The organism is Azospirillum fermentarium (assembly GCF_025961205.1).
Classification (GTDB): Bacteria; Pseudomonadota; Alphaproteobacteria; order Azospirillales; family Azospirillaceae; genus Azospirillum; species Azospirillum fermentarium.
The window spans coordinates 319,341-343,226 of sequence record NZ_JAOQNH010000002.1 but is presented as its reverse complement, the minus strand read 5'-3'; the positions used below and the strand labels follow the sequence as shown (position 1 = coordinate 343,226).

The window sequence follows — 23,886 nt, the reverse complement described above, 5'->3', positions numbered from 1 at the left end:
TCCTCGTGCCTGTTCGGATGGGTACGGGTGTGTGTCACGCGCCTAGATGGGGTTGGCGCACCGGTTCGTAAACCAGCGGGGCACCAAGGCGCAGCACCGCGTCGGCGTCTTGCGTATAACCACCGGGTCCATGCAGCACCAGGCCGGGCAGCAGCCGGGCCGGGCCGGTGGCGCCCCGCTGGGCGGCGACCAGGATGCGCCGCGCCGGTTCCCCCGCCCTGGGCCACAGGGGAAACAGGGTGACGGCGCCGAAGGAGCCGTGCAGCAGGCCCATGATCTCATCCACCCGGTCGGCACGGTGGACCATGGTGAACCACCCCCGCGGGCGCAGCAGGGCCGCCGCCGCCGCAACCCAGTCGGACAGGCGGGCGGCCCCCTCCACATTGGCCGCCGCCTTCCACGGGTCGGGCGGCGGGGTGGCGGCCCCGGCCCGCAGATAGGGCGGATTCGCCATCACCCGGTCGAACCGCCCCCCCGCCGGCCCCAGATCCGGGGGGGGCCGCAGCAGGTCGCCGGCCACGATTCCCACCCGATCCTCCAGCCCGTTCAGGCGGACATTGTGGCGGGCCATGGTTTCCGCCGGTTCCCACGCCTCCAGCCCCACCACCCGCACCCCCGGCACCCGCACGGCCAGACACAATGCCGCAGCCCCCGAGCCGGTGCCGAGATCCAGCACGGTTTCCCCGGCCCGGGCAGCGGTGAAAGCGGCCAGCAGCACCGGATCGACGGCCACGCGGTAGCCGCCGGCCGGCTGCGCCAGCCGGACCCGCCCGCCGAGCAGGGTGTTTTCCGCCGTGATACTCTGGGGGATAGGCTGAATTTCCGTCATCTTTCGCGGCCCTGCGCCGCAGAGCGGCTTGACCGAACAGGCTAGGCCGTTATGCTCGCTGCCGGAAGAGGTTCCGTCAATCATCACCAGCAAGTGGAGCCGGCCTTGACGGTCGTTACCAATCTCGAACCCAAGCGGCAGAAACCGTCAACGGCGCTCGAAGACCTCACCGCTCTGGTCGCCGACGATCTGGCCCGTGTCAACGAGCTGATCGTCAAGCACATGGACTCCCCGGTGGCGCTGATCCCGCAACTGGGCGGCTACATCGTGGCGGCCGGCGGCAAGCGGCTGCGCCCGGTGCTGACGCTGGCCGCGGCCAACCTGTGCCGCTATCAGGGCACCAAGCACCAGCTTCTGGCCGCGGTGGTGGAGTTCATCCACACCGCCACCCTGCTGCACGACGACGTGGTGGACGAAAGCAACCTGCGCCGCGGGCTGGCCTCGGCCAACGCGGTGTTCGGCAACAAGGCCAGCGTCCTGGTGGGGGACTTCCTGTTCTCCCGCTCGTTCCAGCTTATGGTGGAGGCGGGGTCGCTGGAAGCGCTGGACATCCTGTCCAACGCCTCGGCCGTCATCGCCCAGGGCGAGGTGCTCCAGCTTCAGACCACCAACGACATCACCACCACCGAGGACGCATACCTTGAGGTCATCAAGGGCAAGACGGCGGAGCTGTTCGCCGCCGCCTGCCGGGTGGGCGGCGTGGTGGCCGACGTGGACGAGACGGTGCTGACCGCGCTGTGGGATTACGGGATGAACCTGGGCATCGCGTTCCAGCTCGTGGACGACGTGCTCGACTATTCCGCCCATCAGGCGACGCTGGGCAAGACGGTGGGCGACGATTTCCGCGAGGGCAAGCTGACCCTGCCGGTGATCCTGTCGGTTGAGCGCGGCGACGCGGAAGAACGCGCGTTCTGGCAGCGCACCATGGAAGAGCTGGAACAGACCGACGAGGATCTGGCCCACGCGCAGGCGCTGATGGTCCGCCACAACGCGCTCATCGACACGGTGGCCCGTGCGCGCCATTACGGCAGCCTGGCCAACACCGCCCTGACCGTGTTCCCGGACAGCCCCCTGCGCCAGGCCCTGGAAAACGTGGTCGAATTCGTCATCAGCCGAGATTTTTGAGGTGATGTGAATTTTCCTGTTGCGGGCCACGGCTCAGCCGGCTATATACCCGCCACCGCAGCGCACCGCCGGCAACGCCGACGAAAACGAAGCGGGGAAATGATCGGAGAGTAGCTCAGCCTGGTAGAGCACTGCTTTCGGGAGGCAGGGGCCGGAGGTTCGAATCCTCTCTCTCCGACCAACAAGATCAAGGGGTTGGCAGAAATGCCAACCCCTTGATTGCTTTTGGGGCCTGGATCAGGTGGCCCAGCGGCATTACCCGCCGCGCGCTTTCCCGTCAAACCCGTCAGCGGACCCGTCAGGTGTCGCGGCCGCCCTGTTCCAGGGCCTTTTCCGCCAGCGCGACGATGGTGCCGAGCCTGATGATGAGTTCATTCTCGCACAGGGCGGAGCGGGCGGCGTGGGCTTCCCGCAGGATCTGGCGGAAAGCGTCCCGGTGCGTTTCCAGAAGACTGCGCGGATCGTCGGTCATGGCGCCACCCGTTGCGCGGCTGGAGGATAAGCGGTCCGGCCCCTATGCTACCCCAGGCGCGGGGCGGACCAAAGGCCGGATCGCTCCAGCAGCGGCAAGGCAACCGCCGGGGACCGGCTCATTGGGGCACCTTGACACTGGTTGAGCTTTTCACCCCGCATGCGGGGTGAAAAGCTCGGCTCCGACCGAGCACCCGCCATGATGGCCAGTCGCGCTTGCCGGCCAACGGCCCGTGTGAGACCCGCCGCATGGCGGGTGCCGGGAGGACAGGACGGGCAACAGGGTGTAGCGCCAGGGATAGCAGCCCGGAGCGCCGGTCAATGAGCGGCCCGCAGTTCCTCCCGACGCTCATTGGGGCACCTTGACACTGGTTGAGCTTTTCACCCCGCATGCGGGGTGAAAAGCTCGGCTCCGACCGAGCACCCGCCATGATGGCCAGTCGCGCTTGCCGGCCAACGGCCCGTGTGAGACCCGCCGCATGGCGGGTGCCGGGAGGACAGGACGGGCAACAGGGTGTAGCGCCAGGGATAGCAGCCCGGAGCGCCGGTCAATGAGCGGCCCGCAGTTCCTCCCGACGCTCGGCAGCGTAGCGCAATCACGGAGGACCTGCCCATGCGGTATTTCGGGGGATTGGATTGGGGCGGCGCCGGTCACGCCGTCTGCGTCGTCGACGGCGCCGGAGCCGCTGTGTTCCGCCTGGAGATCAAACACGATGCCGCCGGTCTGGCGGAACTGTGCAAGCGGCTGGCGAAGCTGGCGCCGGCCGGCGAGCTTCCCATCGCCATCGAGCGCCCGAGCGGACTGATCGTCGATGCCCTGGTCGAGGCCGGCCATCCGGTCGTGCCGATCCATCCCAACGTCGTCAAGGCCTGCCGGCCGCGCTACCGTGCCGCCGGTGGCAAGAGCGATCCCGGCGACGCCTTCATGCTCGCCGACATTCTGCGCACCGACGGCCACCGCTTCCGGCCCCTGACGCCCTGGTCCGACGAGATCAAGGCCTTGCGCGCCCTGGTCCGCGGCCGCGACGACCTGGTCGCCGAGCGCGTCTGCCTGGCCAATCGCCTGCGCAGCCTGCTGGACAGCTTCTGGCCCGGCGCCGCCGCCATCTTCGCCGACATCGACTCGCCCATCGCGCTCGCCTTCGTCCAGCGCTATCCCACCCCCGACAGCGCCGCCCGCCTTGGCGAGAAGCGCCTCAAGGCCTTCCTGGCAAGCCACGCCTACTGCGGACGCCGCAGCCCGGCCGATCTGCTGGACCGCCTGCGCGCCGCTCCCGCCGGCCTCGCCGGCGAGGCCGAAGCCGAGGCCAAGGGCGAGATGGTCCGCGCCCTCGCAGCCGTCCTGGAGCGCCTCCTCGCCGAGATCGCCAAGCTCTCCGCCCGCATCGAGCACACCGTCGCCGAACTCCCCGATGGCAAGGTCGTGATGTCCTTCCCGCGGGCCGGACGCATCTGCGCAGCCCAGATCCTCGCCGAACTCGGCGACGTGCGCGAGCGCTTCCAAACGCCCGACCAACTCGCCGCCGAAGCCGGGGTCAGCCCCGTCACCCATGCCTCGGGCAAAAGCCGCGGCGTCGTCTTCCGCTGGGCCTGCAATCATCGCCTGCGCGCCGCCATCACTTGCTTCGCCGACAACTCCCGCCATGCCTGCGCCTGGGCCGCCGCCGTCTACCGCAAAGCCCGGGACCGCGGCTGCGATCACCCCCACGCCATCCGCATCCTCGCAAGAGCCTGGATCCGCGTCCTGTGGCGCGCTTGGTACGACGCCAAAATCTACAACCCTGAGCAGCATGCCGCCGCCAAAGCGCTCAACCTCCCTCCAGAGGGTTGACACAGGGTGTCTCACACGCCCCGCGCCAGCCCCTTTTCGATCTGGCCGGCCAGCAGCGGCGGGGTTTCCAGCATGGCGTAATGGCCGGCTTCGCGGCTGACCACCACCTCCAGATTGGGGAAGAGCGGTCCCAGAAGCCGGGTGATGGACTCCGCCCGGTACAGCGGCAGGTCATGCTCGCCACAAACGGCGGTGATAGGCGTGGGAGTGCCCCGCACCGCGTCGGCCACGTCGGTGCCGGTGAACATCGTCAGGTATCCCACCATGGCCTCGCGGTTCGGGGCGCGCCGGGTCATGGCCAGCTTGCGCTCCACCCAGCCGCGGCCATAGCGCCCGCCCCCGCGGGCCAGAATGGCGGCGCGCACCGCGTCGTCATTGTCCACCACCGCCATCAGCTTCTTGAGCCCCTCGGCATCGGTCTTGAAGCCGGAGGCGGGGACGGGCGACACCGCCACCACGCTTTTGACCCGCTCTCCGCCGCGCTTGGCCAGCGCTTGCGCGATCATGCCCGACATGGAATGGCCCACCACATGGAACCGGGCATGGCCGTAATGGCCCATCAGCCGCATCACGTCCTCCACCGCCTCGTCCAGGGAATAAGCCCCCGACAGCGGCTTGGACAGGCCATAGCCGCGCAGGTCGGCGAAGATCCACGCATGGGTGTCGCCCGGCAGGAAGGGGCGGATGAAATCGTAATTGGTGTGGTCCCCCATCCATTCGTGCAGCACCACCACCGGCTCCGGCCCCTCCCCCTGGCGCACATGGCCCAGCAGGCCGCGCCCGGCGTCGGCGGGAACCTCGCCACCGCCCGCGGGAGAGGCGGCGCGGGCCGAACCGGCACCGGGGGACATTCCCGTCACGGAAACCCCCGCCGTCATCAGCAGACCGGCCAAAGCGGCCCGCCGGCTGGCGGGAAGGCGGGGGAAAAGGGTGGTGGGCATCACGGCACGCTCTCCATAAGACACGTCTGACGGAAAGCGACTATGGGTCGAGAAAAACACCGCCGTAAACTGAATTTTTGCCGCACCAAATCAACTTTCCATCCCTGTACCGCCCATGAAAAAACCCGGCACCGTTTCCGGCACCGGGCTTTCTCAACAGATCCGGCGGTCAGACCGCCAGCCGTTCCCCGTGGGTATAGACCGCCAGCCGGTTGCCGCGGGCGAAGCCGGCCAGCGTCAGCCCGCTGGCCTCGGCCATGCGCACGGCAAGGCCGGTGGGGGCGGAGATCGCCACCAGACAGCCGATGCCGGCCCGGCTGGCCTTCTGCACCATCTCGTAGCTGGCGCGGCTGGAGGTGAGCGCGAAGCCCGAGGCCGGGTCCACGCCGGTGCTGACCAGCCAGCCGATCAGCTTGTCCAGCGCGTTGTGCCGCCCCACGTCCTCCCGCAACGCCACGATGGTGCCGTCGGCGGCGGCCCAGGCCACCCCATGGACAGCCCCGGTCAGACGGTGCAGCGCCTGTTCCTCGCCGAACAGACGCAGGGCACGGGCCACAGCGGCGGGAGTAATGGGCGTGCCCCCCGACACCGGGCGCCCGGCCCGCGCCATGGCCTGCAGGCTTTCCACCCCGCACACGCCGCAGCCGGTGCGCCCGGCGAGGCTGCGGCGCTGGCCCTTCAGCTTCATGAAACGGTCGAGCGGGATGTCCATGCGCACCTCCACCCCGTCGCACCCGGTCACCACCGCCACCTCGTACAGCTCGTCCGCGGTGGCGATGATGTTTTCCGACAGGCTGAAGCCCAGCGCCATGTCCTCCAGATCCCGGGGTGTGGCCAGCATGACGGCGTGGACGATGCCGTTGTAGGCCATCGCCACCGGCACCTCCTCCACCACCATGTCCTCGGCGCTGATGCCGGTGCCGCCGTCCAGGCGCAGGACCGTCACCCGCCGCGTGGTGTCGGGCAGCACGCCCTCCTCCGTTACGGCGGGCAGCAGATCGATGCGGAAATCCGTCATGCCGTCCATGATCCGCTCCCCCTTACTCGGCCGGCGTGTTCTGGCCGGTCATCTGGCGGAACCAGCGCGGGTGGTGCTTCTTCGCCCACGCGTGGGTGACCACGCCCTCGACCATGGCGCGGATGGTGCCCTGCACCCACAGCGCTGCATAGACATGGACGATGATGCCGGCGATGAGCGCCAGGGCGCTGGCCGCGTGGACCAGCAGCGCGATGCGGATCACCGGGATCGGGAACAGCGGTGCGAAGTACGGACGCCACGCGATGAAGCCCGAGCCCAGCAGCAGGATCATGCACAGCACCATCAGCCAGAACATGCCCTTCTGGCCGCCGTTGTAGCGCCCGATGTCGCCGACCTCGTTGCCCTTCATCACCTCGCGCACCGACATCATCCACGTCACATCCTCCTTGTTGATGAGGTTGTGGTGGGCGTAGCGGAAGAACTGGCGGGCGAACGCCAGGAACATCACCACGCCGACGAAGGGATGGACGATGCGGGCAAGCTGCGGCGTGCCGAACACGCCGGTCAGCCAGAAGAAGGCGGGGTAGAAGAACGCCAGCCCCGAAATCGCCAGCAGCACGAAGCAGATCGCCACGATCCAGTGGTTGATGCGTTCGGCGGCGTTGTAGCGCTGGATCAGCTTTTCCTTGCTCACCGTGCGTCCTCCCGGTCCGTCTTGGTCTCGTGATGCTCATCCTCGTCGGCGCGGTTGGGGCCGACGGTGATGTAGTGGAAGAAGCCGAACAGACCGGCGGCGGCAACGCCCAGGGTGGCCAGCGGCTTCAGCGCTCCCTTCCACAGGCTGACGGCGGTGCTGATCTCAGGCTCTTTCGGCAAACCGGAATAAAGCTCCGGCTGGTCGGCGTGGTGCAGCACGTACATGACGTGGGTGCCGCCCACCCCTTGCGGGTCATAGAGGCCGGCCTGGTCGTAGCCGCGGGACTTCAGGTCGGTGATGCGGGTTTCCGCCACCTCCTTCATGTCCTCCTTGCTGCCGAACTGGATGGCGCCGGTGGGGCAGGTCTTGACGCACGCCGGCTCCTGCCCCATGGCCACACGGTCGGAGCACATGTTGCACTTGTACGCCTTGCTGTCGGCGGGGCTCAGCCGGGGCACGTTGAACGGGCAGCCGGAGACGCAATAGCCGCAGCCGATGCAGTTCTCCTGATGGAAATCGACGATGCCGTTCTTGTACTGGATGATGGCCCCCGGCGACGGGCAGGCCTTCAGACAGCCGGGGTCGGAACAGTGCATGCAGCCGTCCTTGCGGATCAGCCATTCCAGCTTGCCGTTCTGTTCCACCTCGTTGAAGCGCATGACGGTCCACGCCTGCGACGACATGTCGATGGGGTTGTCGTAGACGCCGATGCACGAACCGACGTCGGCGCGCAGTTCGTTCCATTCCGAACACGCCACCTGACACGCCTTGCAGCCGATGCAGACCGACACGTCGATCAGCTTGGCGATCTCGGCGGGGTTGCGGGCCTGCGGCGTCGGCGTCGGTGTTGCGGAGCGGCGCAGGATATCGAGGGATTGCAGGGCCATGCTTACGCCACTCCGACCTTTTCGATGTTGACCAGGAACGCCTTGTATTCGGGGGTCTGGGTGTTGCAGTCACCCACCGCCGGCGGCAGCGTGTTGGACAGGTAGCCCTTCTTCGCCACCGTCTCCCACCCCCAGTGCAGCGGAATACCGATCTGGTGGACGGTGCGGCTGTTGACGGTCAGGGCCTTGATGCGTTTGGTCACCACCGCGCGGGCCTTGATGTGGCCGCGCTTGGAACTGACCTGCACCCAGTCGCCGGCCTTGATGCCCTTTTCCGCCGCCAGCGCCTCGCCGATCTCCACGAACTGCTCGGGCTGGGCGATGGCGTTCAGCCGGACGTTCTTGGTCCAGAACTGGAAATGCTCGGTCAGGCGGTAGGTGGTGCCGACGTAGGGGAAGGCGTCATGGGTGCCCAGACGTTCCTTGTCGGCGGGGAACAGGCGCACCGCCGGGCTGCTGACCACCTTGGGGTGCAGCGGGTTGGTGCCCAGCGGGCTTTCCATCGGCTCGTAATGTTCGGGGAACGGCCCGTCCACCAGCTTGTCGGTGGCGAACAGCCGGCCCACCCCCTCGGGGTTCATGATGAAGGGGTTCATGCCCGCCGACGGCGGCTGATCGATCTTGAAGTCGGGAACGTCGGCCCCGGCCCACACGTCGCCCTTCCACGAAATCAGGTTCCGCTTGGGATCCCACGGCTTGCCCTGCGGGTCGCAGGACGCGCGGTTGTAAATGATGCGGCGGTTGGCCGGCCACGCCCACGCCCAGCCCGGCGTGTTGCCCAGCCCGGTGTCGGTGTTGTCGCGGCGCGCCATCTGGTTGCCGGCCTGGGTCCACGACCCGGCAAAGATCCAGCAGGCGCTGAGCGTGGTGCCGTCGTCGCGCAGCTGCGCGAAGCTGGAAATCTGTTCGCCCTTGCGCAGCAGGAACTTGGTGGGGTCTTTGGGATCGGGCACGTCCACCAGCGCCCGGCCGTTCAATTCCTTGGCCAGTTCTTCGGGCGTGGGGTCCAGCGGGTTCTTGTACGGCCAGGACAGGTTGAGGATCGGTTCGGGGACCGTCCCGCCCTCCTTCTCGTACAGGCCGCGGACAGCCATGAAGATTTCCGCGATGATTTCCTGGTCGGTGCGGGCCTCGCCCGGTGCCTCGGCCCCCTTCCAGTGCCATTGCAGCCAGCGGGAGGAGTTGACGATGGCCCCGTCCTCTTCCGCAAAGCAGGTGGAGGGCAGGCGGAACACCTCGGTCTGGATGCTGGCGGTGGGGACGTCGTTGATGTCGCCGTGGTTCTGCCAGAAGGTCGAGGTTTCGGTGGTCATGGGGTCGATGACCACCATGTATTTCAGCTTGGCGAACGAGGCCGCGGTCTTGCGCGCATCGGGGAACGAGGTCAGGGGGTTGAAACCCTGGACGATCAGCCCGTTGACCTTGCCGTTGTGCATCAGGTCCATGACCTGGAGCACGTCGTACATCTTGTCCCACTTGGGCAGCCAGTCGTAGCCCCAGTCGTTTTCGGCGGTGGCCTTGTCGCCGAAGAACCACTTTTGCAGGCTGACGAAGAACTTGGGCGTGTTGGCCCAGTAATTGAGCTGGCCCGGCTGCTGCGCCTTGGGCGTGGTCCGGGCGATGTAGTCGGCGTAGGTCGGGTGCGCCTTTTCGTTCGGCAGCGTCAGATAACCCGGCAGGCTGGTGGACAGCAGGCCCAGGTCCGACAGACCCTGGATGTTGGAATGGCCGCGCAGCGCGTTCACGCCGCCGCCCGGCATGCCGATGTTGCCCAGCAGAAGCTGGATCATCGCCATGGTGCGGATGTTCTGCGCCCCCACCGTGTGCTGCGTCCAGCCCAGGGCGTAGAGGATGGTGCCCACCCGGTCGCGCACCGCGGTCGAACCCAGGTGTTCGCAGACCGTGAGGAAGCCGTCCTTGGGGCTGCCGGTCAGGTCGGCCACCACCTCAGGCGTGTAGCGGGCGAAGTGGGCCTTCATCAGGTTCCACACGCAGCGCGGATGCTGGAGCGTGGGATCGGTCAGCGCGTTGCCGGCGTCGTCGAACTCATAGTTCCACGAGGCGCGGTCGTACTGCCCCTTGGCCGGGTCGTAGCCGGAGAACAGCCCTTCCTCGAAGCTGTAGCCTTCCTTGACGATGAAGCTGGCGTTGGTGAACGCCTTTACATACTCCCACTGGATCTTGTCGTTGGCGACCAGCCAGTTGATGACGCCGCCCAGGAACACGATGTCCGATCCGGCGCGGATCGGCACGTAGTGGTCGGCCACCGCGGCGGAGCGGTTGAAGCGCGGGTCCACCACGATGATGCGGGCACCCTTCTTCTTGGCCTCGATGGCCCATTTGAAGCCGACGGGGTGTGCCTCCGCCGGGTTGCCGCCCATGATCAGGATGAAGTCGGCGTTCTTGATATCGACCCAGGTGTTGGTCATGGCGCCGCGCCCGAAGGTCGAGGCCAGCGCCGACACGGTGGGGCCGTGGCACACGCGCGCCTGCGCGTCGGTGCCGACGATGCCCAGCGCCCGCATGAACTTCTGGGTCAGGATGCCGGTTTCGTTGGACGAGGCGGATGCGGTCAGCATCCCCGTGGAGGTCCAGCGGTTGACCGTCACGCCCTGAGCGTTCTTGGCGGTGAAGTTGGCGTCGCGGTCGTTCTTGATGTGGCGGGCGACGCGCTCGATGGCCTCATGCCAGGAGATGCGCTTCCAGGTGTTGGACCCGGCCTCGCGCACCTCGGGGTGTTTCAGGCGGTTGTCACTGTGGATGAAGTCCAGCAGCCCCGCCCCCTTGGGACAGAGGGAACCGCGGCTGACGGGATGATCAGGGTCGCCCTCGATATGGATGATCTCGGACCGGGCGTTCTTGGCCCCGTCGCCCAGGCTGTACATCAGCAGGCCGCAGCCCACCGAGCAGTACGGGCAGGTATTGCGGATCTCCTTGGCGCGGGACAGCTTGTACTGGCGCACCTCGGCCAGAGCCGCAGACGGCAGGAAGCCCAGCGCGGCCACGCTCGACGCCGCGAGTCCTCCCGCTGAAAGCTGCATGAATTGTCGCCGGCTGACCTGCATGGTTCCTCCCTTGGGCAGCGATTCATCCCACGGCCAACGGGCCGCGGCGCCGCCCAACAGCAGGTTCCGTGCCATTCGGGGTAAGCCTTACGAAATCAGGGTTTAAATGGTTGGCCGCACGAACCATAGGGACATTCTGTCCCATGGGACGGACAGAATGTCCCGACTTTAAATGTGTCTAAGTCCTTGTGCGATGCAGCATTCCGCTTCCCGGCCCACCGGACACGATGCCGGTCGATTGGCCCCCTCCCCGCCGGAGGAGAGGGTTGGGTGAGGGCCGGATTTCGCGCGGAACGCCCGAAATCCGTTGCGAAGCACCCCCAAATCGAAAGCTCGGAGAGCCTGACGGCTCGCTTTTCGGGCTGCCGCGCGAAAAGCGGACCCTCACCCCATCCCTCTCCCGGGGCGGGAGAGGGGGTGTTAGCCTGACCTCGCTCCCCTGGATATTCCCGCCGGCCCCGAAGCCCTGTACGCTTCTTGCATACGATCCGCCCCAGCCTCTTTTTTCCGTTTTCGTGGACGCCCTGCCGATGACCGCCTCCTCCTCCCATCCCACCATCGACCCGTCGCTGGCCGAGGCCATGGCCGAAGCCGGGCTGAACCCCGGCCGTTCGCCGTCGCCGGTGCGCCTGCCCGACGCCGCCAGCCTGTTCGCCAAACGGGCGGAGCGGCTGCGCCATCTGGCCCCCGGCCACGGTCTGGAGGCGTGGCTGTCGTTCCTGGCCCTGGTGGCCGACGCCCAGCAGGCGGTGATCGCCCACGCGGTGGACGGCACCCCCACCCCCGCCGGCCGCTGGCAAACCGACCTGCGCACCCTGTTGGCCGGCCTGGACGGGCGGGTGCCGGAGAATGCCCGCCCCGCCTTCACCGCCCTGTCGGCCATTCTGGACGATACGGCCGCGGTGGAGGGCATCGCCCGCCGCCTGATGGACGGATCGGCGGGACCGGACGATCTGGCCCCCGCCCCGTTCGTGGTGGCGGCGCTGCAGGTGGCGTGGACCCGCCACGCGGCGGGGCTGGACCCGGCGTCGGTGGCGCCGACGGCCACCGCCTTCGGCTGCCCGGTGTGCGGCAGCCCGCCGGCGGCGGGGGTGATTCACACAGGGATGGAGGCGGGGGGCCTGCGCTATCTCCACTGCGGCCTGTGCCACACGGCATGGCACCATGTGCGCACCTCGTGCATCGCCTGCGGCGAGGGGCACCAGTTGACCTATCATTCCCTGACCCCGGCGGATGGGGCCACGAAAGACCACCCCGACACCGGCGCGCGGGCGGAAGCCTGCGGCGGCTGCCACGCCTACCTGAAGCTGTTCCTGGCGGAAAAGGCGCTGGGGATCGACCCGCTGGCCGATGACCTCGCCACCCTGGCGCTCGACCTGCTGGTGGGCGAGGAAGGCTTCCGGCGGATCAACGTCAACCCGCTGCTGACGCTGGCGGGGTGAGTCTCACCCCGGCGGCTTGCCGTCGAGGAAGCGGGCGGCGAACACCGGTGCCGTGGAGGTCTGGTCGGTGAACACCGCCTGCCGGCGCAGGCGCAGGGTGAACACGGTGCCCGCCCCCGGACGGCTTTCCACCGCGATGTCGCCGCCGTAGCGGCGGATGATGGCGTAGCTGATGGACAGGCCAAGCCCGGTGCCCGAATGCTTCTTCGTCGTGAAGAACGGGTCGAAGATGCGGGCGATGTCGCCGGGGGCGATACCGTGGCCGGTGTCGCGCACCTCCAGCACCACGCCGTCGCCGAACGGATCGCCGGGGGGAATGTCGCGGCTGCCCAGCGTCAGCGTGCCGCCGCCGGACATGGCCTGCATGGCGTTCATGATAAGGTTGATCAGCACCTGCTGCAGCTCCCCGCGGTTCACCTCCACGGTGCCGGTGGCGGTCAGGGCCGTCTGCACCGTGATGGCCGCGCGGGTCAGGTTGTGGCGGGTCAGCACCAGACAATCGGCGATCACCGCGTTGGCGTCCACCGCCTCCGTATAGCCGGCGAAATCGCCGGGGCGGGCGAATTGCAGCAGGCGGGTGACGATGGTCTGGATGCGCCGGGTCTGGGCGTTGATCAGGCGGATCTCCTCCCGCACCGGTTCGGCGTCGTCACCCAGCACCTCCTGCAACAGGTCGAGATTGCCCTGGATCACCGCCACCGGGTTGTTGATCTCGTGGGCCACGCCGGCGGTCAGCTCGCCGATGGCGGTCAGCTTCTCGTTCATCACAAGCTGCTGCTGGGCGCGGCGCAGGGTGGTGTTGACCTCCTCCAAGGCGGCGGTGCGCTCGGCCACCTTGCGGTCGAGTTCCTGCGCCCAGCGCTGCAGCTCGGCCCGGCGGGCGGCCAGCGAATCCAGAAGCTGGTCGAAGGCGCGGGCCAGCCGGCCCAGCTCGTCCCGGCTGCCCACCGGGCCGACGCGCGCCCATTCCTCCCCCGCCTCGATGCGGTGGATGACGCCGTTCATGCGCTCCAGCGGGCGGAAGATGGCCCGCGCCCAGCGCAGATCCACCAGCGTCCCCAGCCCCGACACCAGCAGGAACAGCAGGAACAGCACCGCCATGGCGCCATAGAGCGCGTTTTGCAGCGGCGCTTCCAGAAAGCCCACGTACAGCATGCCGATGCGCTGGCCGTTGCCGTCATAGAGCGGCTCGTACCCCGACACATAGGTGTCGTTGACGACGAAGGCGGAGCCCAGCCAGACCTTCCCCTGCCCCATCACCAGATCATAGACCGCCTGGGACGCCACGGTGCCCAGCGCGCGGGAGCCTTCGAACAGCCGCACGTTGGTGGCGATGCGCACCCCGTCCAGGAACAGGGTGGCGGTGCCCTGGCTGCCCAGCGGCAGGGAGGCGTCCTGATAAACCACCGAATTGATGCGGTCCACGATGCCCTGGTTGCCGTTCAGCAGCACGCCCCCTTCCAGCACCCGCACCCCCTCGCCCATGGCGCCGGGGATGGGCACGGCGGCCTGGATCATCAGCCCGCGGTCCTCCGCCGGGCGCGGGTCGGGGTGGGCGCGGGGGGAGCGGACCAGCGGCAGCCGCGCCCGCTGGCGCAGGGCGGGGGAAACGCGCTCCAGCTCCGCCGCCGCCATCACCGTCAGATTGTGGGAGCCGTAACCGTCCAGCGCCTCGCGCACCACCCGGTATCCGGTGCGGTCCTGGCGGGCCGCCCCCGCCGTCACCGTGCCGTCGGCCCCGATCAGCAGCAGGTAATCCAGCCCCAGATCGCGGGCCGCGGTTTCCAGAAGCGCGTCCAGCCCCTCCGGCTGCTCCCGCTGCAGGGCCATGGAGAACCAGTGGGATTCGGCGAAGCCGGTCACCCCGGTGCGCACGCTGCTCTGCACCCGGTCGAAATACTGCCGCGCGGTGCCCAGATCGGCGCCCACCTTGGTGCGCAGAAGCTGGTCGTAGCCCTGCGTTCCCCACACCCACACGATCACCAGCAGCACCGGCACGCCCAGCAGCAGCGGCGCCAGCACCAGCGCCGTCAGCTTCAACCGGACGGATTCGGCAAAGGCCATGCGCACGCGCACCAGCCGCAGGGGCAGCGCCCTCACACCACGCCCCATTCGGTGCATTTGCGCTCCAGCGTCTTGCGCGACACGCCCAGCAGGTCGGCGGCACGGGTCTTGTTGCCGTCGCAGCGGTCCAGCACCGCCAGGATGTGGCGCTTCTCCACCTCGGCCAGGGTCAGCACGCCGGCATCGGCATCCTGCCCGGCCGGGACGGCGCCGTCCGCCGGCCCGCCGGCCAGATCATCCAGCGGGAATTCCCCCAGCAGCAGCGACCGTTCGACGAAATTGCGCAGTTCGCGCACGTTGCCGGGCCAGGAATAGGCCATCATCGCCCGCTCCACCTCCGGCGTCACGCTCAGCGGCGCCACCCCCAGCCGCACCGACAGGAACCCCATGAACAGCGCCACCAGCTCGGGCAGATCCTGGGTGCGCTGGCGCAGGGGGGGAATGGTCAGGGTCATCACCTCCAGCCGGTAATAGAGATCCTGGCGGAACCGGCCCTGGGCCACCTCGGCGCGCAGGTCACGGTTGGTGGCGGTGACCACCCGCACGTCCACCGGCACCTCCTGCTCGCTGCCCACCGGGCGGATGCGGCGTTCCTCCAGCACGCGCAGCAGCTTGGACTGCAGCGCCTGGGACAGCTCCCCGATCTCGTCCAGGAACAGCGTGCCGCCGTGGGCGTAGTAGAACAGGCCCTTGCGCGCCTCCCGCGCGCCGGTGAAGGCACCGCGGGCGTGGCCGAACAGTTCCGCTTCGATCAGGTCGGCGGAGATGGCGGCGCAGTTGACGGCGACGAAGGGGGCGGCGGCGCGCGCCGACTGTTCATGGAGCGCGCGGGCCACCAGTTCCTTGCCCACCCCCGATTCCCCCTGGATCAGCACGGTGGACGGGGTGGGGGCCACCCGGCGGACCAGGGTGCGCAGGCGGGTCATGCCCTCCGACCGCCCGACGATCGCGTCCCGCCCGGTGCCCTTGGTGGACAATTGCCGGCGCAGCACGAAGTTCTCGCGCGCCAGCCGCGCCCGCTCGAAACAGCGGTTGATGGAGTTGAAGATCTGCTCGATGCGGAAGGGCTTGAGCAGGAAATCCGACGCCCCGGCGCGCAGGGCATCGATGGCGGTGTTCATGTCGGCGAAGGCGGTGATCAGGATCACCTCGCCGGTGAAGCCCGACTGCTCAAGCTCCTTCAGCCAGTCCAGGCCCGAGCGGCCCGGCAGCGCAATGTCGAGGATGATGAGGTCCACCGGCACCCGTTCCAGCACCAGGATGCCGTCCTCCACGCTGCCCGCCGTTTCCACCAGGCACCCGCGGCGGGCGAGCGCGCGGGACAGGAAGCTGCGCATCCCCTCTTCATCGTCCACCACCAGAACCGAAGGCTGCGGGCCGGCGTCGCCGCCGGCCTTGCCGTCATCCATCGCTGTCGGGTCCATCCGCTCTTTCCGCGCCCTCGCCGCCGTCCTCCCGCGCACAGCTCGGCGGGACGACGGCTTATAGAGCGCTTACCGGTTCACCAGCCAGTCATACATCAGGGCGGTCACCGCCTGGGGCTGTTCCATGGGGGCCATGTGCCCGGCCTCGGCCACCGGCACGAACCGCGCACCGGGGATGGCCGCGGCCATGTCCGCATGGACCTCCACCGGCGACAGGGCGTCCGCCTCCCCGCACAGGACCAGCGTGGGGCAGGCGATGGCCGGCAGGCCGGGGCGGCTGTCGGCGCGGGTGATGATGGCCGCCTGCTGGCGGGCATAGCCCTCCACCCCCACCCGTTCGGCCTGGGCGTGGATGGAGTCCACCAGGGTCTGGTCGCCCATGTGCAGCGGATGGATCATCCGCGGCATGTTCGCCGCCACCACCTGCCGCAGCTTGCCCTGGCGGGCCAGTTCCACCGCGGCGCGGCGGTTGGCGGTCTGTTCGGCGGTGTCGGGGAACGGGTTGGTGTCCATCAGCGCCAGCCGGGTCACCCGCTCCGGGGCGCGGCGCATGATCTCCATGGCGACATAGCCGCCCATGGACAGCCCGGCCAGGGCGAACCGCGCGGGTGCCGCGGCCAGCACGCCGTCGGCCAGGGCGGCAATGGTGCCGGCCCCGGTCAGGTCGGGAACGGCGATGTCGGCGACGGCGGCCAGATGGCGGCGCTGGTGCTCCCACATGGCCGCATCCAGCGGCATTCCGGGCAGCAGGATCAGGGCGGATCTGGTCATTTGATCAGGGCGCTCACGCTCTTGAACTCGGGGGTTCCGGCCCGGTGCAGCCATTCGAACACCACCATTTCGGTGGTGACGATCTCCACCCCGGCCCGTTCGATGCGGGCGATGGCCCGCTCGGCGTTGGCCGGCGTGCGCGAGGAGGTGGCGTCGGCCACCAGAACCACGCCGCCAAAGCCCTTGTCCACCAGCCCCAGCGCGGTCTGGAGCACGCACACATGCGCCTCCGTCCCCGTCAGGATGATCTGGTCGCGGCCAAAGGCGGCCAGACGTTCCAGAAACGCCGGTTCCTCGGCACAGGAGAAATGCATCTTCTCCACCACCGCCACGCCGTCGGGCGTGCGGGCGGCCAGCCGTTCGCGCACCGCCGGGACGGTGGGGCCCAGCCCGCGGGGGTATTGCTCCGACACCAGCACCGGCACCCCCAGCGCGGCGGCAGCGTCCAGCAGGATGCCGGTGTTGCGCACCACCCGTTCGCTGTCATGGATGGCGGGCAGAAGCCGTTCCTGTTCGTCCACGACGACCAGAACCGACCGTTGGGCGGAAAGCAGCATGATGAAGGCGTTCCCTCTTGGTCTTATGGCGGGCGTCAGCCCAATTCAAAGGTGGTGATGCCGAACACCCGCTCCAACGCCAGCGCCGGGGCGGGGCCGCGGTACATGCGGGCGGTCTCGAACATGGGCACCATGCCCAGCCCCTCGGCCAGGGCCACCGCCGGGCGGTTCACCTCCGGCAGGTCGAGGAACAGCGGACCGTCCGGGGCCGCCGCCGCCAGCACCGACAGCAGGTGCGCCGCCACCGCGGCGTCGGGGGCCACCAGCGGGCCGATCTTCGCCCCCTCCCGGCACGGGCGGACGGCCCCGAAGCCCACGGCCCGCCCGTCGCGCAGCGCCACCAGTGCCGTGGTGCCGGGCATGGTCAGCCACGCCGCCAGGAACGCGGCCCGGCGGGCCGGAAACACCGGGGCGTCCAGGTCCAGAAGGACGTCGAACGGCACGGTGCGCGCATCCACGACGGTGACACCCGCCACATCCCTCCCCGGCCCCGGCACGGTGCCCGGCCCGGCGCGGTAACGGATGTTGCGGTGGGCCGTCTCGAACCCGCAAGAACGGTAATCGTCCTGGCGCGCCACCACGCCGTCCAGCCCGATCACGGCGCCGTCCAGGCGCGCCATGCCCGCCTGCCACAGCGCCCAGCCGTACCCCCGCCCGCGGGCGGCCGCATCGACGATGTAGAGGCCGATGAAGCCGAAGCGGTGGCCGTAGCGCACCGCCGACAGGCTGGCCACCATCCGCCCGTCCGCCACGCCGGCCAGAAAGCCGGCGGGGTCGGCCAGATGGAAGGGCAAGGCGTCGTGCAGACCCGGATTCCATCCCTCTGCCGCGGCGCGGTCCAGGGTCTCGTCCACCTCGGCGCGAGTCATGGTGCGAATGGTGTATGATGGGCCGTTCACGGCGCCGCCCTCCCCGTCCGATGGCCTGTGCAGGGGCAAACGGTAGCGCAACCGGGCGCCAACCGCCACAACCGCCGCCCGGAACCCCGGGTTCCGGCGGAAAAATGGCACGAAAACCCGGTGTTAGCCGCCGTGGCTATTGACAGTCTCATCCCCGTTCATATGCTGCGCCCTAACTAAAACCGGAATCCGCGGGATTCCGGGTTCCCCTCTCCAGACAGACACCGGTTGGATGCTATTTTCGGAACTTGGGCTTGGAGCTGACGTCCTGCGCGCGGTCGAGGAAAAGGGTTATACCCAACCGACCCCCATCCAGGAAAAAGCCATTCCCTGGGTCTTGCAGGGGCGCGACGTGCTCGGCTGTGCCCAGACGGGAACGGGCAAGACGGCCTCTTTCACCCTGCCCATGATCGACATCCTGGCCACGGGCCGGGCACGGGCGCGGATGCCGCGGTCGCTGATCCTGGAGCCGACGCGCGAGCTGGCCGCCCAGGTGGCCGAAACCTTCGAGGTCTATGGCCAGTATCACAAGCTGTCCATGGCGCTGCTGATCGGCGGCGAGACCTTCACCGAGCAGGTGAAGCGCCTGGACCGCGGCGTCGATGTGCTGATCGCCACGCCGGGCCGTCTGATGGACCTGTTCGGCCGCGGCAACATCATGCTGAACGACATCAAGGTGCTGGTGATCGACGAGGCGGACCGCATGCTCGACATGGGGTTCATCCCCGACATCGAGAAGATCGTCGCCACCCTGCCCAAGATGCGCCAGACGCTGTTCTTCTCGGCCACCATGCCGCCGGAGATCCGCCGCCTGGCCGATGCCTTCCTGCACAACCCCAAGGAAGTGACCGTCGCCCCGCCGGCCTCCCCCGCCGCCACGGTCACCCAGGCCCTGGTGGTGGTGCATGAAGAGGACAAGCGCGAAGCGCTGCGCCATCTGCTGCGGACGGAGGACGTGAAGAACGCCTTCATCTTCTGCAACCGCAAGCGCGACGTGGCCGTGGTGCAGAAGTCGCTGGAGAAGCACGGCTTCAACGTCGGCTGCCTGCACGGCGACATGCCCCAGTCCAAGCGCACGGAAACGCTGGAGGCGTTCAAGGCCGGGCAGATCTCGCTGCTGGTCTGTTCCGACGTGGCGGCCCGCGGGCTGGACGTGCAGGGGCTGAGCCACGTGTTCAATTTCGACGTCCCGATCCACGCCGACGATTACGTTCACCGCATCGGCCGCACGGGCCGCGCCGGGCGCAGCGGGCGGGCGTTTTCCATCGCGTCGCCCTATGACGGCAAGGCGGTGGCCGCGATCACCAAACTCATTCAGCGGGAGATTCCCTTGATCGCCATTGACGGGCTTGAGTCCCCCGCCTTCGAGGAAGAATCGGAGGACGGCGCACGCCGCCGGGGCGGCGCACGCCGCCGCGGGCGCGACGAGGGTGGCCGCGAGCCCAAGGCCGAGGGCCGGTCTTCGGGCCGCCGGGAACGCAGCGACCGCGACCGGAGCGAACGGGACCGCAGTGAACGGAGCGAGCGCGCCGAACGGCCGGCGGCGGCGGACACCGCGCCGGCCCAGGCTCCGCGCAGCGAAGCCCCCCGCAACGACCGCGACCGTGACCGCAGCCGCCGCCGCCGGGACGACGACGACGATGTGGTGGTCGTCGGCTTCGGCGACCACATGCCGGCGTTCATGATGCGCACCGGACGCCGCGCCCGCCCCGCCACCCCGGCCCCCGTGGACACCGCCACCGACAGCACGCAGGAGGGCTGACGCCCGTGCAGACGATCTTCGTGATGGTCAAATGCGACCTGGGCCGTGCCTATGACGTGGCCGACCGGGCGGTCCAGGACGTGGAAGCGGTGTCGGAGGTGCATTCCATCTCCGGCCAGTACGACCTGCTGATGAAATGCTGCCTGCCCGACGGGGATGATCTGGGGCATTTCGTGACCGAGCAGGTCCAGACCCTGCCGGGCGTCCGCGACACCTTCACCCTGATCGCCTTCAAGGCGTTCGCCTGAACCCACACGCACGGGTCCGCCCGCCGGGCGGGTCTGTGTCCCCGGCGCGACGCCCTGTGGCCTTTGCCGGACGGGCGTGCCGAAAGCGTTGACTTGGCCGTGGCCTTCGCCCAAAGGTTCGGGTATGCCCAACACGTCCCCCCGCCCCGTCCGCACCCGCCGTTCCAAGCGCCGTCCGCCCGTTCCGGGGCGGACGCAGCCGGGGCTTTTGGGCCTGGGCGTGCTGGGGCTGGCCATGGCCATGGCCACCGCTGTGCCGGCACTGGCGCAGACCGCCGCCCCGGCGGCCAGCAAGGATAATCAGCCCGTCCTGCTGAGCGCCGACGAGGTGACCTACGACGAGCAGCAGGAGCTGGTCACCGCCCGCGGCAACGTGGAGCTGTCGCACGGGGGGCGCACGGTTCACGCCGACACCATGACCTACAACAAGCGCTCGACGGTGGTAACCGCCAGCGGGCGCGTGCGGGTGGTGGAGCCGTCGGGCGACATCGTGTTCGCCGATTACGCCGAACTGACCGACGACATGCGCGATGCGTTCATTCAGAACATCCGTGTTCTGATGACCGACAACGCCCGCATGGCGGGGAACGAGGGCGAACGGCGCGGCGGCGATATCATGCGTGTCAACCGCGCCGTCTACAGCCCCTGCGAACTGTGCAGCAAGGATCCGGAAAACCCGCCCCTGTGGCAGATCCGCGCCGTCCGCGTGGTCCACGACAAGGAAGCGCAGGAAATCCGCTACAAGGACGCCACGCTGGAACTGTTCGGCTTTCCCGTGGCCTATACACCCTACATGTCCCAGCCGGACCCGACGGTGGACCGTAAGACCGGGTTCCTCACCCCGTCCTACGGCAACAAGGGCACGCTGGGCGTCTTCGTGCGCACCCCCTATTACATCGACATCGCGCCCGACCAGGATGCGACGGTGGAACCGGGTTTCTACAGCAAGGTCGGCCCCTTCCTGGGTGGGCAGTACCGCAAACGCTTCGAAAAGGGCATCCTTCAGCTCGACGCCAGCGTTGCCGACGGCGAGATTCCCAAGCAGCCCAATCCGACCACCAACACCAAGAACGCCGTGCGCGGCCACATCTTCGCCCGCGGCCTGTTCAACATCGACGACACGTGGCGCTGGGGGTTCGATCTGCGGCGGGCCAGCGAGTTTTCGTATCTGCGCCGCTATTACGGCGTGCGCGACGACGTTCTGACCAGCCGTGCCTTCATCGAAGGGTTCAGCGGGCGGAACTACGCCGGCCTCAACGCCTATTCGTTCCAGGATCTGCGGTACGGCTACGACCGCCAGCCCCAGGTGCTGCCCATGGCGCAATACAGCGCGCTGGGCGAGCCGGGCAGCCTGCTCGGCGGGCGCTGGTCGCTGGACAGCAACATTCTGGGCGTGATCCGCCGTGACGGCACCTCCACCCGCCGTTTCATGGTGCAGCCCGGCTGGCAACGGGAAATCGTGTCCGACATGGGCTTCGTCACCACGCTGAACACCCGCGTGCTGATGGCGGGCTACAGTGCGGAGGACTATCAGCCGGTCACCGGCGGATCCACCCAGAACGTCAGCCGCGGCCGGTTCTTCCCCCAGGCCGATATCAAGGTCCGCTACCCCTTCGTCCGCTACGCCGACGGCTACTCGCAGGTGATCGAGCCGGTCGTGTCCTTCACCATGGCGCCGCGGGTCAACAACAACGCCGCCCTGCCCAACGAGGACAGCCAGGATTACGAGCTGGACGACACCAACCTGTTCGCGCTGAACCGTTTCAGCGGCATCGACCGGCTGGAAGGCGGATCGCGCGTCACCTACGGCCTGCGCACGGCGCTGTACCGCGACAAGGGCGGCTGGGCCAGCCTGTTCGCCGGGCAGAGCTACCGCTTCACCCGCGACGAGGACTATCCCAACGGGTCGGGCCTGACCAACCGCCAGTCCGACTACATCGGGCGGCTGGACGTGGCACCGGTGTCGTGGTTCGACCTGAACTACGGCCTGCGCATCGACCAGGAAACCCTGCGGCCCCGCCGCCACGGCGTGACCGCCGCCATCGGGCCGGGGGAATTGCGGCTGTTCACCTCGTACACCTATGTGGACCAGACGGTGGACCGCTACGCCGTATCCCGCAACGTGGTGGAACAGGGCACCGTCGGGGTGGGTGCCCGCCTGTCGCCACGGTGGAGCCTGTCCGTCAGCCATCAGCAGGCGATGAAGCCGGTCCCCGGGCCGCGCAACTCGAATGCCACGCTGACCTATCAGGACGAGTGCTTCACCTTCCAGGTCATCGCGCTGCGCGACTTCACCACCACGGTGGGGGACGAGGTGGAGGGGAACACCGTCTATTTCCGCATGGTGTTCAAGAACCTGGGCGAGTTCAACTCCCCCAACTTCGGCAGCGCCATCTTCGGCAGCGGAACGTCCACCAACTGACCTCAGCCGAACAGAAGCCGCCCCAGAACCTCATGGTCCGGGGCGGCCAAGGTGGCATCACCGGAGGTCTTATCCCCCAACAGCGCGCGGGTACCGATTCCGGCGGACCGTGCCGCCGCCATGTCGGTGGGCTGATCGCCGACGAAGATCGACCGCGCCAGATCCAGACCCAGCCGCCGCTGCGCCTCCAGGATCATGCCGGGGTTGGGCTTGCGCCAGAAGCTGTCGCGGTCATAGGCCGCCAGCGGCGCCCCCGGCAGATAGGGGCAATGGAACACCCCGGCCACATCGGCCCCGTGTGCGGCGAAACGCCCGGCCATCCAGCGGGACAGAACGGCGAAATCCTCCTCGGCATAATAGCCGCGCCCGATTCCCGACTGGTTGGTGATGATGGCGATGCGGTATCCCCGGTCCACGGCCCGGCGGGCCAGGGCGAACACGCCGTCGAGAAAGGCGAAATCCTCCCGCCGGCTGACATAGCCGTGGTCGATGTTGATCACGCCGTCGCGGTCGAGGAAAAGGGCCGGCTGCTGCATGGCGGTGGGATGCCCGGACAGGAAAAGAGAACACCCACGGGCGTAGCAGCCCCGCCCCTCATGCGCAACCCCGCCACCACAAGCGCTTGAAACCGGCGGCTGATGCCGTTAGCCATAAGGGGCCTTGCGGGGCCGCGTCCGTGGTCCTGTCTCCCCGTCTTTCTCCATCACCTGTGGGCGTCTCAGCAGATGGGCCTTGGACGTTACGATTATGAGCGCCGCTACCGGCGCCGTTTCTGGACCGGCTTCGCCAAAGTGGCCCTGGCCGGCGGTGTGCTGCTGGGCATCGGGCTGTTTTCGTACCAGATGGGCATCGAGCAGCTGAAGGGCCGCGATGCCACCCTGCGCGAACAGATCGAAACCCTGTCCCGCACCATCGAAACCCAGAAGCTGACCATCGAGAATCTGCGCAATACCGCCAGCAAGGCGCAGGTCCACGCGACGGAACTGGAAGCCCGGCTGCAAAAGGAACTGCCCACCGGCAAGCTGGCCGACCTGTCGCGGCTCGTGGCCGACCGGCTGGCGGCGGGAGTCGATCCGGCGCGGCTGACCTTCGTCATCGAACAGGCGCAGAACCCGCGCAACTGCCAGCCGGGCGAGAGCAAGCGCATCGTGCTGTCCACCCCGCTGCTGAAATCCACCACCCGCGTCGCCAGCTTCGGCAACGGTGCGGTGACGGTGACCGGCGAGGGGGTGTCGGCCCAGAATGCGCAGGGCCAGAAGGAAAGCTGGTACGATCCGGCCCAGCCGGTCACCCTGCGCATCGGCATGCACGGCGCCAAGGAGCCCAAGGAGTTGAGCGGCATGCTGCCGCTGCACCATGCGATGATCGTCGATCACACCGAATACCGGATCACCGTGGTGCCGGGGCAGCGGTCCTATGCCGAAGTGACCGTGGACCGCTGCCCCGCCCCCTGATGCCCCCCGCTCCGATCC

General features: G+C 68.5%; 20 protein-coding genes and 1 tRNA gene. 8 read left to right on the top strand and 13 right to left on the bottom strand.

Annotated features, from left to right (window positions below):
* Positions 1–34: 34 nt before the first annotated feature.
* Positions 35–829: a tRNA1(Val) (adenine(37)-N6)-methyltransferase gene (locus M2352_RS16490; RefSeq protein WP_264665657.1), complete on the bottom strand. Its 795-nt coding sequence runs from the start codon at positions 827–829 to the stop codon at positions 35–37.
* Positions 830–934: 105 nt separating this feature from the next.
* On the opposite strand from M2352_RS16490, the gene M2352_RS16485 reads away from it, so the two are divergent.
* On the top strand, positions 935–1,954 hold the full coding sequence (locus tag M2352_RS16485) for a polyprenyl synthetase family protein (protein WP_264665656.1): 1,020 nt from the start codon (positions 935–937) through the stop codon (positions 1,952–1,954).
* Positions 1,955–2,058: 104 nt separating this feature from the next.
* Positions 2,059–2,135: transfer RNA gene (locus tag M2352_RS16480), tRNA-Pro, on the top strand.
* Between the two features lie 117 nt (positions 2,136–2,252).
* Here the strand turns inward: M2352_RS16480 and M2352_RS16475 are convergent.
* Positions 2,253–2,426 carry a hypothetical protein gene (locus tag M2352_RS16475; RefSeq protein WP_264665655.1) on the bottom strand — a complete coding sequence of 58 codons (174 nt, stop codon included), beginning with the start codon at positions 2,424–2,426 and terminating at the stop codon, positions 2,253–2,255.
* A gap of 612 nt (positions 2,427–3,038) precedes the next feature.
* Between M2352_RS16475 and M2352_RS16470 the strand changes: the two genes are divergently transcribed.
* Complete coding sequence (locus tag M2352_RS16470; RefSeq protein WP_264665654.1) at positions 3,039–4,256, top strand: IS110 family RNA-guided transposase; 1,218 nt, start codon at positions 3,039–3,041, stop codon at positions 4,254–4,256.
* 11 nt (positions 4,257–4,267) lie between these two features.
* On the opposite strand, the gene M2352_RS16465 is transcribed toward M2352_RS16470, so the two are convergent.
* From M2352_RS16465 to fdnG, 5 genes are all read right to left on the bottom strand, one after another.
* Entirely contained in the window at positions 4,268–5,197 is a 930-nt protein-coding gene (locus M2352_RS16465) for an alpha/beta fold hydrolase (RefSeq protein WP_264665653.1), read from the bottom strand.
* Positions 5,198–5,366: 169 nt separating this feature from the next.
* A complete protein-coding gene (fdhD, locus tag M2352_RS16460) occupies positions 5,367–6,224 on the bottom strand; it encodes a formate dehydrogenase accessory sulfurtransferase FdhD (RefSeq protein WP_264665652.1) in 858 nt (285 codons plus the stop codon).
* A gap of 13 nt (positions 6,225–6,237) precedes the next feature.
* Positions 6,238–6,870 (bottom strand): formate dehydrogenase subunit gamma, encoded by a 633-nt coding sequence (locus M2352_RS16455; protein ID WP_264665651.1) that lies wholly within the window; start codon positions 6,868–6,870, stop codon positions 6,238–6,240.
* Positions 6,867–7,760, bottom strand: coding sequence for a formate dehydrogenase subunit beta (fdxH, locus tag M2352_RS16450; protein ID WP_264665650.1), 894 nt, complete (start codon positions 7,758–7,760; stop codon positions 6,867–6,869). The genes M2352_RS16455 and fdxH overlap by 4 nt, the downstream gene beginning before the upstream one ends.
* A 2-nt stretch (positions 7,761–7,762) precedes the next feature.
* Positions 7,763–10,825 (bottom strand): formate dehydrogenase-N subunit alpha, encoded by a 3,063-nt coding sequence (gene fdnG / locus M2352_RS16445; RefSeq protein WP_264666353.1) that lies wholly within the window; start codon positions 10,823–10,825, stop codon positions 7,763–7,765.
* A gap of 530 nt (positions 10,826–11,355) precedes the next feature.
* Between fdnG and M2352_RS16440 the strand changes: the two genes are divergently transcribed.
* Complete coding sequence (locus M2352_RS16440) at positions 11,356–12,267, top strand: formate dehydrogenase accessory protein FdhE (protein WP_264665649.1); 912 nt, start codon at positions 11,356–11,358, stop codon at positions 12,265–12,267.
* A 3-nt stretch (positions 12,268–12,270) separates the two neighbouring features.
* Here M2352_RS16440 and M2352_RS16435 read toward each other — a convergent pair whose 3' ends face one another.
* The 5 genes from M2352_RS16435 to M2352_RS16415 form a co-directional block, all read right to left on the bottom strand.
* Positions 12,271–14,367, bottom strand: coding sequence for a cache domain-containing protein (locus M2352_RS16435; protein ID WP_264665648.1), 2,097 nt, complete (start codon positions 14,365–14,367; stop codon positions 12,271–12,273).
* Positions 14,364–15,755 carry a sigma-54-dependent transcriptional regulator gene (locus M2352_RS16430; RefSeq protein WP_264665647.1) on the bottom strand — a complete coding sequence of 464 codons (1,392 nt, stop codon included), beginning with the start codon at positions 15,753–15,755 and terminating at the stop codon, positions 14,364–14,366. The genes M2352_RS16435 and M2352_RS16430 overlap by 4 nt, the downstream gene beginning before the upstream one ends.
* A 69-nt stretch (positions 15,756–15,824) precedes the next feature.
* A complete protein-coding gene (locus tag M2352_RS16425; RefSeq protein WP_264665646.1) occupies positions 15,825–16,526 on the bottom strand; it encodes an alpha/beta fold hydrolase in 702 nt (233 codons plus the stop codon).
* A complete protein-coding gene (locus tag M2352_RS16420; RefSeq protein WP_264665645.1) occupies positions 16,523–17,083 on the bottom strand; it encodes a hydrolase in 561 nt (186 codons plus the stop codon). The genes M2352_RS16425 and M2352_RS16420 overlap by 4 nt, the downstream gene beginning before the upstream one ends.
* A gap of 35 nt (positions 17,084–17,118) precedes the next feature.
* On the bottom strand, positions 17,119–17,982 hold the full coding sequence (locus M2352_RS16415; RefSeq protein WP_264665644.1) for a GNAT family N-acetyltransferase: 864 nt from the start codon (positions 17,980–17,982) through the stop codon (positions 17,119–17,121).
* Between the two features lie 232 nt (positions 17,983–18,214).
* On the opposite strand from M2352_RS16415, the gene M2352_RS16410 reads away from it, so the two are divergent.
* The 3 genes from M2352_RS16410 to M2352_RS16400 all read left to right on the top strand — a co-directional run bounded on the left by M2352_RS16410 (position 18,215) and on the right by M2352_RS16400 (position 22,414).
* A complete protein-coding gene (locus M2352_RS16410; RefSeq protein WP_264665643.1) occupies positions 18,215–19,744 on the top strand; it encodes a DEAD/DEAH box helicase in 1,530 nt (509 codons plus the stop codon).
* Between the two features lie 5 nt (positions 19,745–19,749).
* Positions 19,750–19,992, top strand: a complete 243-nt coding sequence (locus M2352_RS16405) for an Lrp/AsnC ligand binding domain-containing protein (RefSeq protein ID WP_264665642.1) — start codon at positions 19,750–19,752, stop codon at positions 19,990–19,992.
* Positions 19,993–20,116: 124 nt separating this feature from the next.
* Entirely contained in the window at positions 20,117–22,414 is a 2,298-nt protein-coding gene (locus tag M2352_RS16400) for an LPS-assembly protein LptD (RefSeq protein WP_264665641.1), read from the top strand.
* Positions 22,415–22,416: 2 nt separating this feature from the next.
* On the opposite strand, the gene M2352_RS16395 is transcribed toward M2352_RS16400, so the two are convergent.
* On the bottom strand, positions 22,417–22,950 hold the full coding sequence (locus M2352_RS16395) for a D-glycero-alpha-D-manno-heptose-1,7-bisphosphate 7-phosphatase (RefSeq protein ID WP_264665640.1): 534 nt from the start codon (positions 22,948–22,950) through the stop codon (positions 22,417–22,419).
* A 189-nt stretch (positions 22,951–23,139) separates the two neighbouring features.
* Here M2352_RS16395 and M2352_RS16390 point away from each other — a divergent pair, with 189 nt between their 5' ends.
* On the top strand, positions 23,140–23,868 hold the full coding sequence (locus M2352_RS16390) for a hypothetical protein (RefSeq protein WP_264665639.1): 729 nt from the start codon (positions 23,140–23,142) through the stop codon (positions 23,866–23,868).
* The last annotated feature ends 18 nt before the right edge of the window (positions 23,869–23,886 follow it).

Bases quoted from the DNA above. Each gene is read 5' to 3' on its own strand.
- M2352_RS16490 (WP_264665657.1), bottom strand. From the start codon at position 829: ATGACGGAAATTCAGCCTATCCCCCAGAGTATCACGGCGGAAAACACC.
- M2352_RS16475 (WP_264665655.1), bottom strand. From the start codon at position 2,426: ATGACCGACGATCCGCGCAGTCTTCTGGAAACGCACCGGGACGCTTTC.
- M2352_RS16470 (WP_264665654.1), top strand. From the start codon at position 3,039: ATGCGGTATTTCGGGGGATTGGATTGGGGCGGCGCCGGTCACGCCGTC.
- M2352_RS16465 (WP_264665653.1), bottom strand. From the start codon at position 5,197: ATGCCCACCACCCTTTTCCCCCGCCTTCCCGCCAGCCGGCGGGCCGCT.
- fdhD (WP_264665652.1), bottom strand. From the start codon at position 6,224: ATGGACGGCATGACGGATTTCCGCATCGATCTGCTGCCCGCCGTAACG.
- fdxH (WP_264665650.1), bottom strand. From the start codon at position 7,760: ATGGCCCTGCAATCCCTCGATATCCTGCGCCGCTCCGCAACACCGACG.
- fdnG (WP_264666353.1), bottom strand. From the start codon at position 10,825: ATGCAGGTCAGCCGGCGACAATTCATGCAGCTTTCAGCGGGAGGACTC.
- M2352_RS16440 (WP_264665649.1), top strand. From the start codon at position 11,356: ATGACCGCCTCCTCCTCCCATCCCACCATCGACCCGTCGCTGGCCGAG.
- M2352_RS16430 (WP_264665647.1), bottom strand. From the start codon at position 15,755: ATGGACCCGACAGCGATGGATGACGGCAAGGCCGGCGGCGACGCCGGC.
- M2352_RS16425 (WP_264665646.1), bottom strand. From the start codon at position 16,526: ATGACCAGATCCGCCCTGATCCTGCTGCCCGGAATGCCGCTGGATGCG.
- M2352_RS16420 (WP_264665645.1), bottom strand. From the start codon at position 17,083: ATGCTGCTTTCCGCCCAACGGTCGGTTCTGGTCGTCGTGGACGAACAG.
- M2352_RS16410 (WP_264665643.1), top strand. From the start codon at position 18,215: ATGCTATTTTCGGAACTTGGGCTTGGAGCTGACGTCCTGCGCGCGGTC.
- M2352_RS16400 (WP_264665641.1), top strand. From the start codon at position 20,117: ATGCCCAACACGTCCCCCCGCCCCGTCCGCACCCGCCGTTCCAAGCGC.
- M2352_RS16395 (WP_264665640.1), bottom strand. From the start codon at position 22,950: ATGCAGCAGCCGGCCCTTTTCCTCGACCGCGACGGCGTGATCAACATC.
- M2352_RS16390 (WP_264665639.1), top strand. From the start codon at position 23,140: ATGGGCCTTGGACGTTACGATTATGAGCGCCGCTACCGGCGCCGTTTC.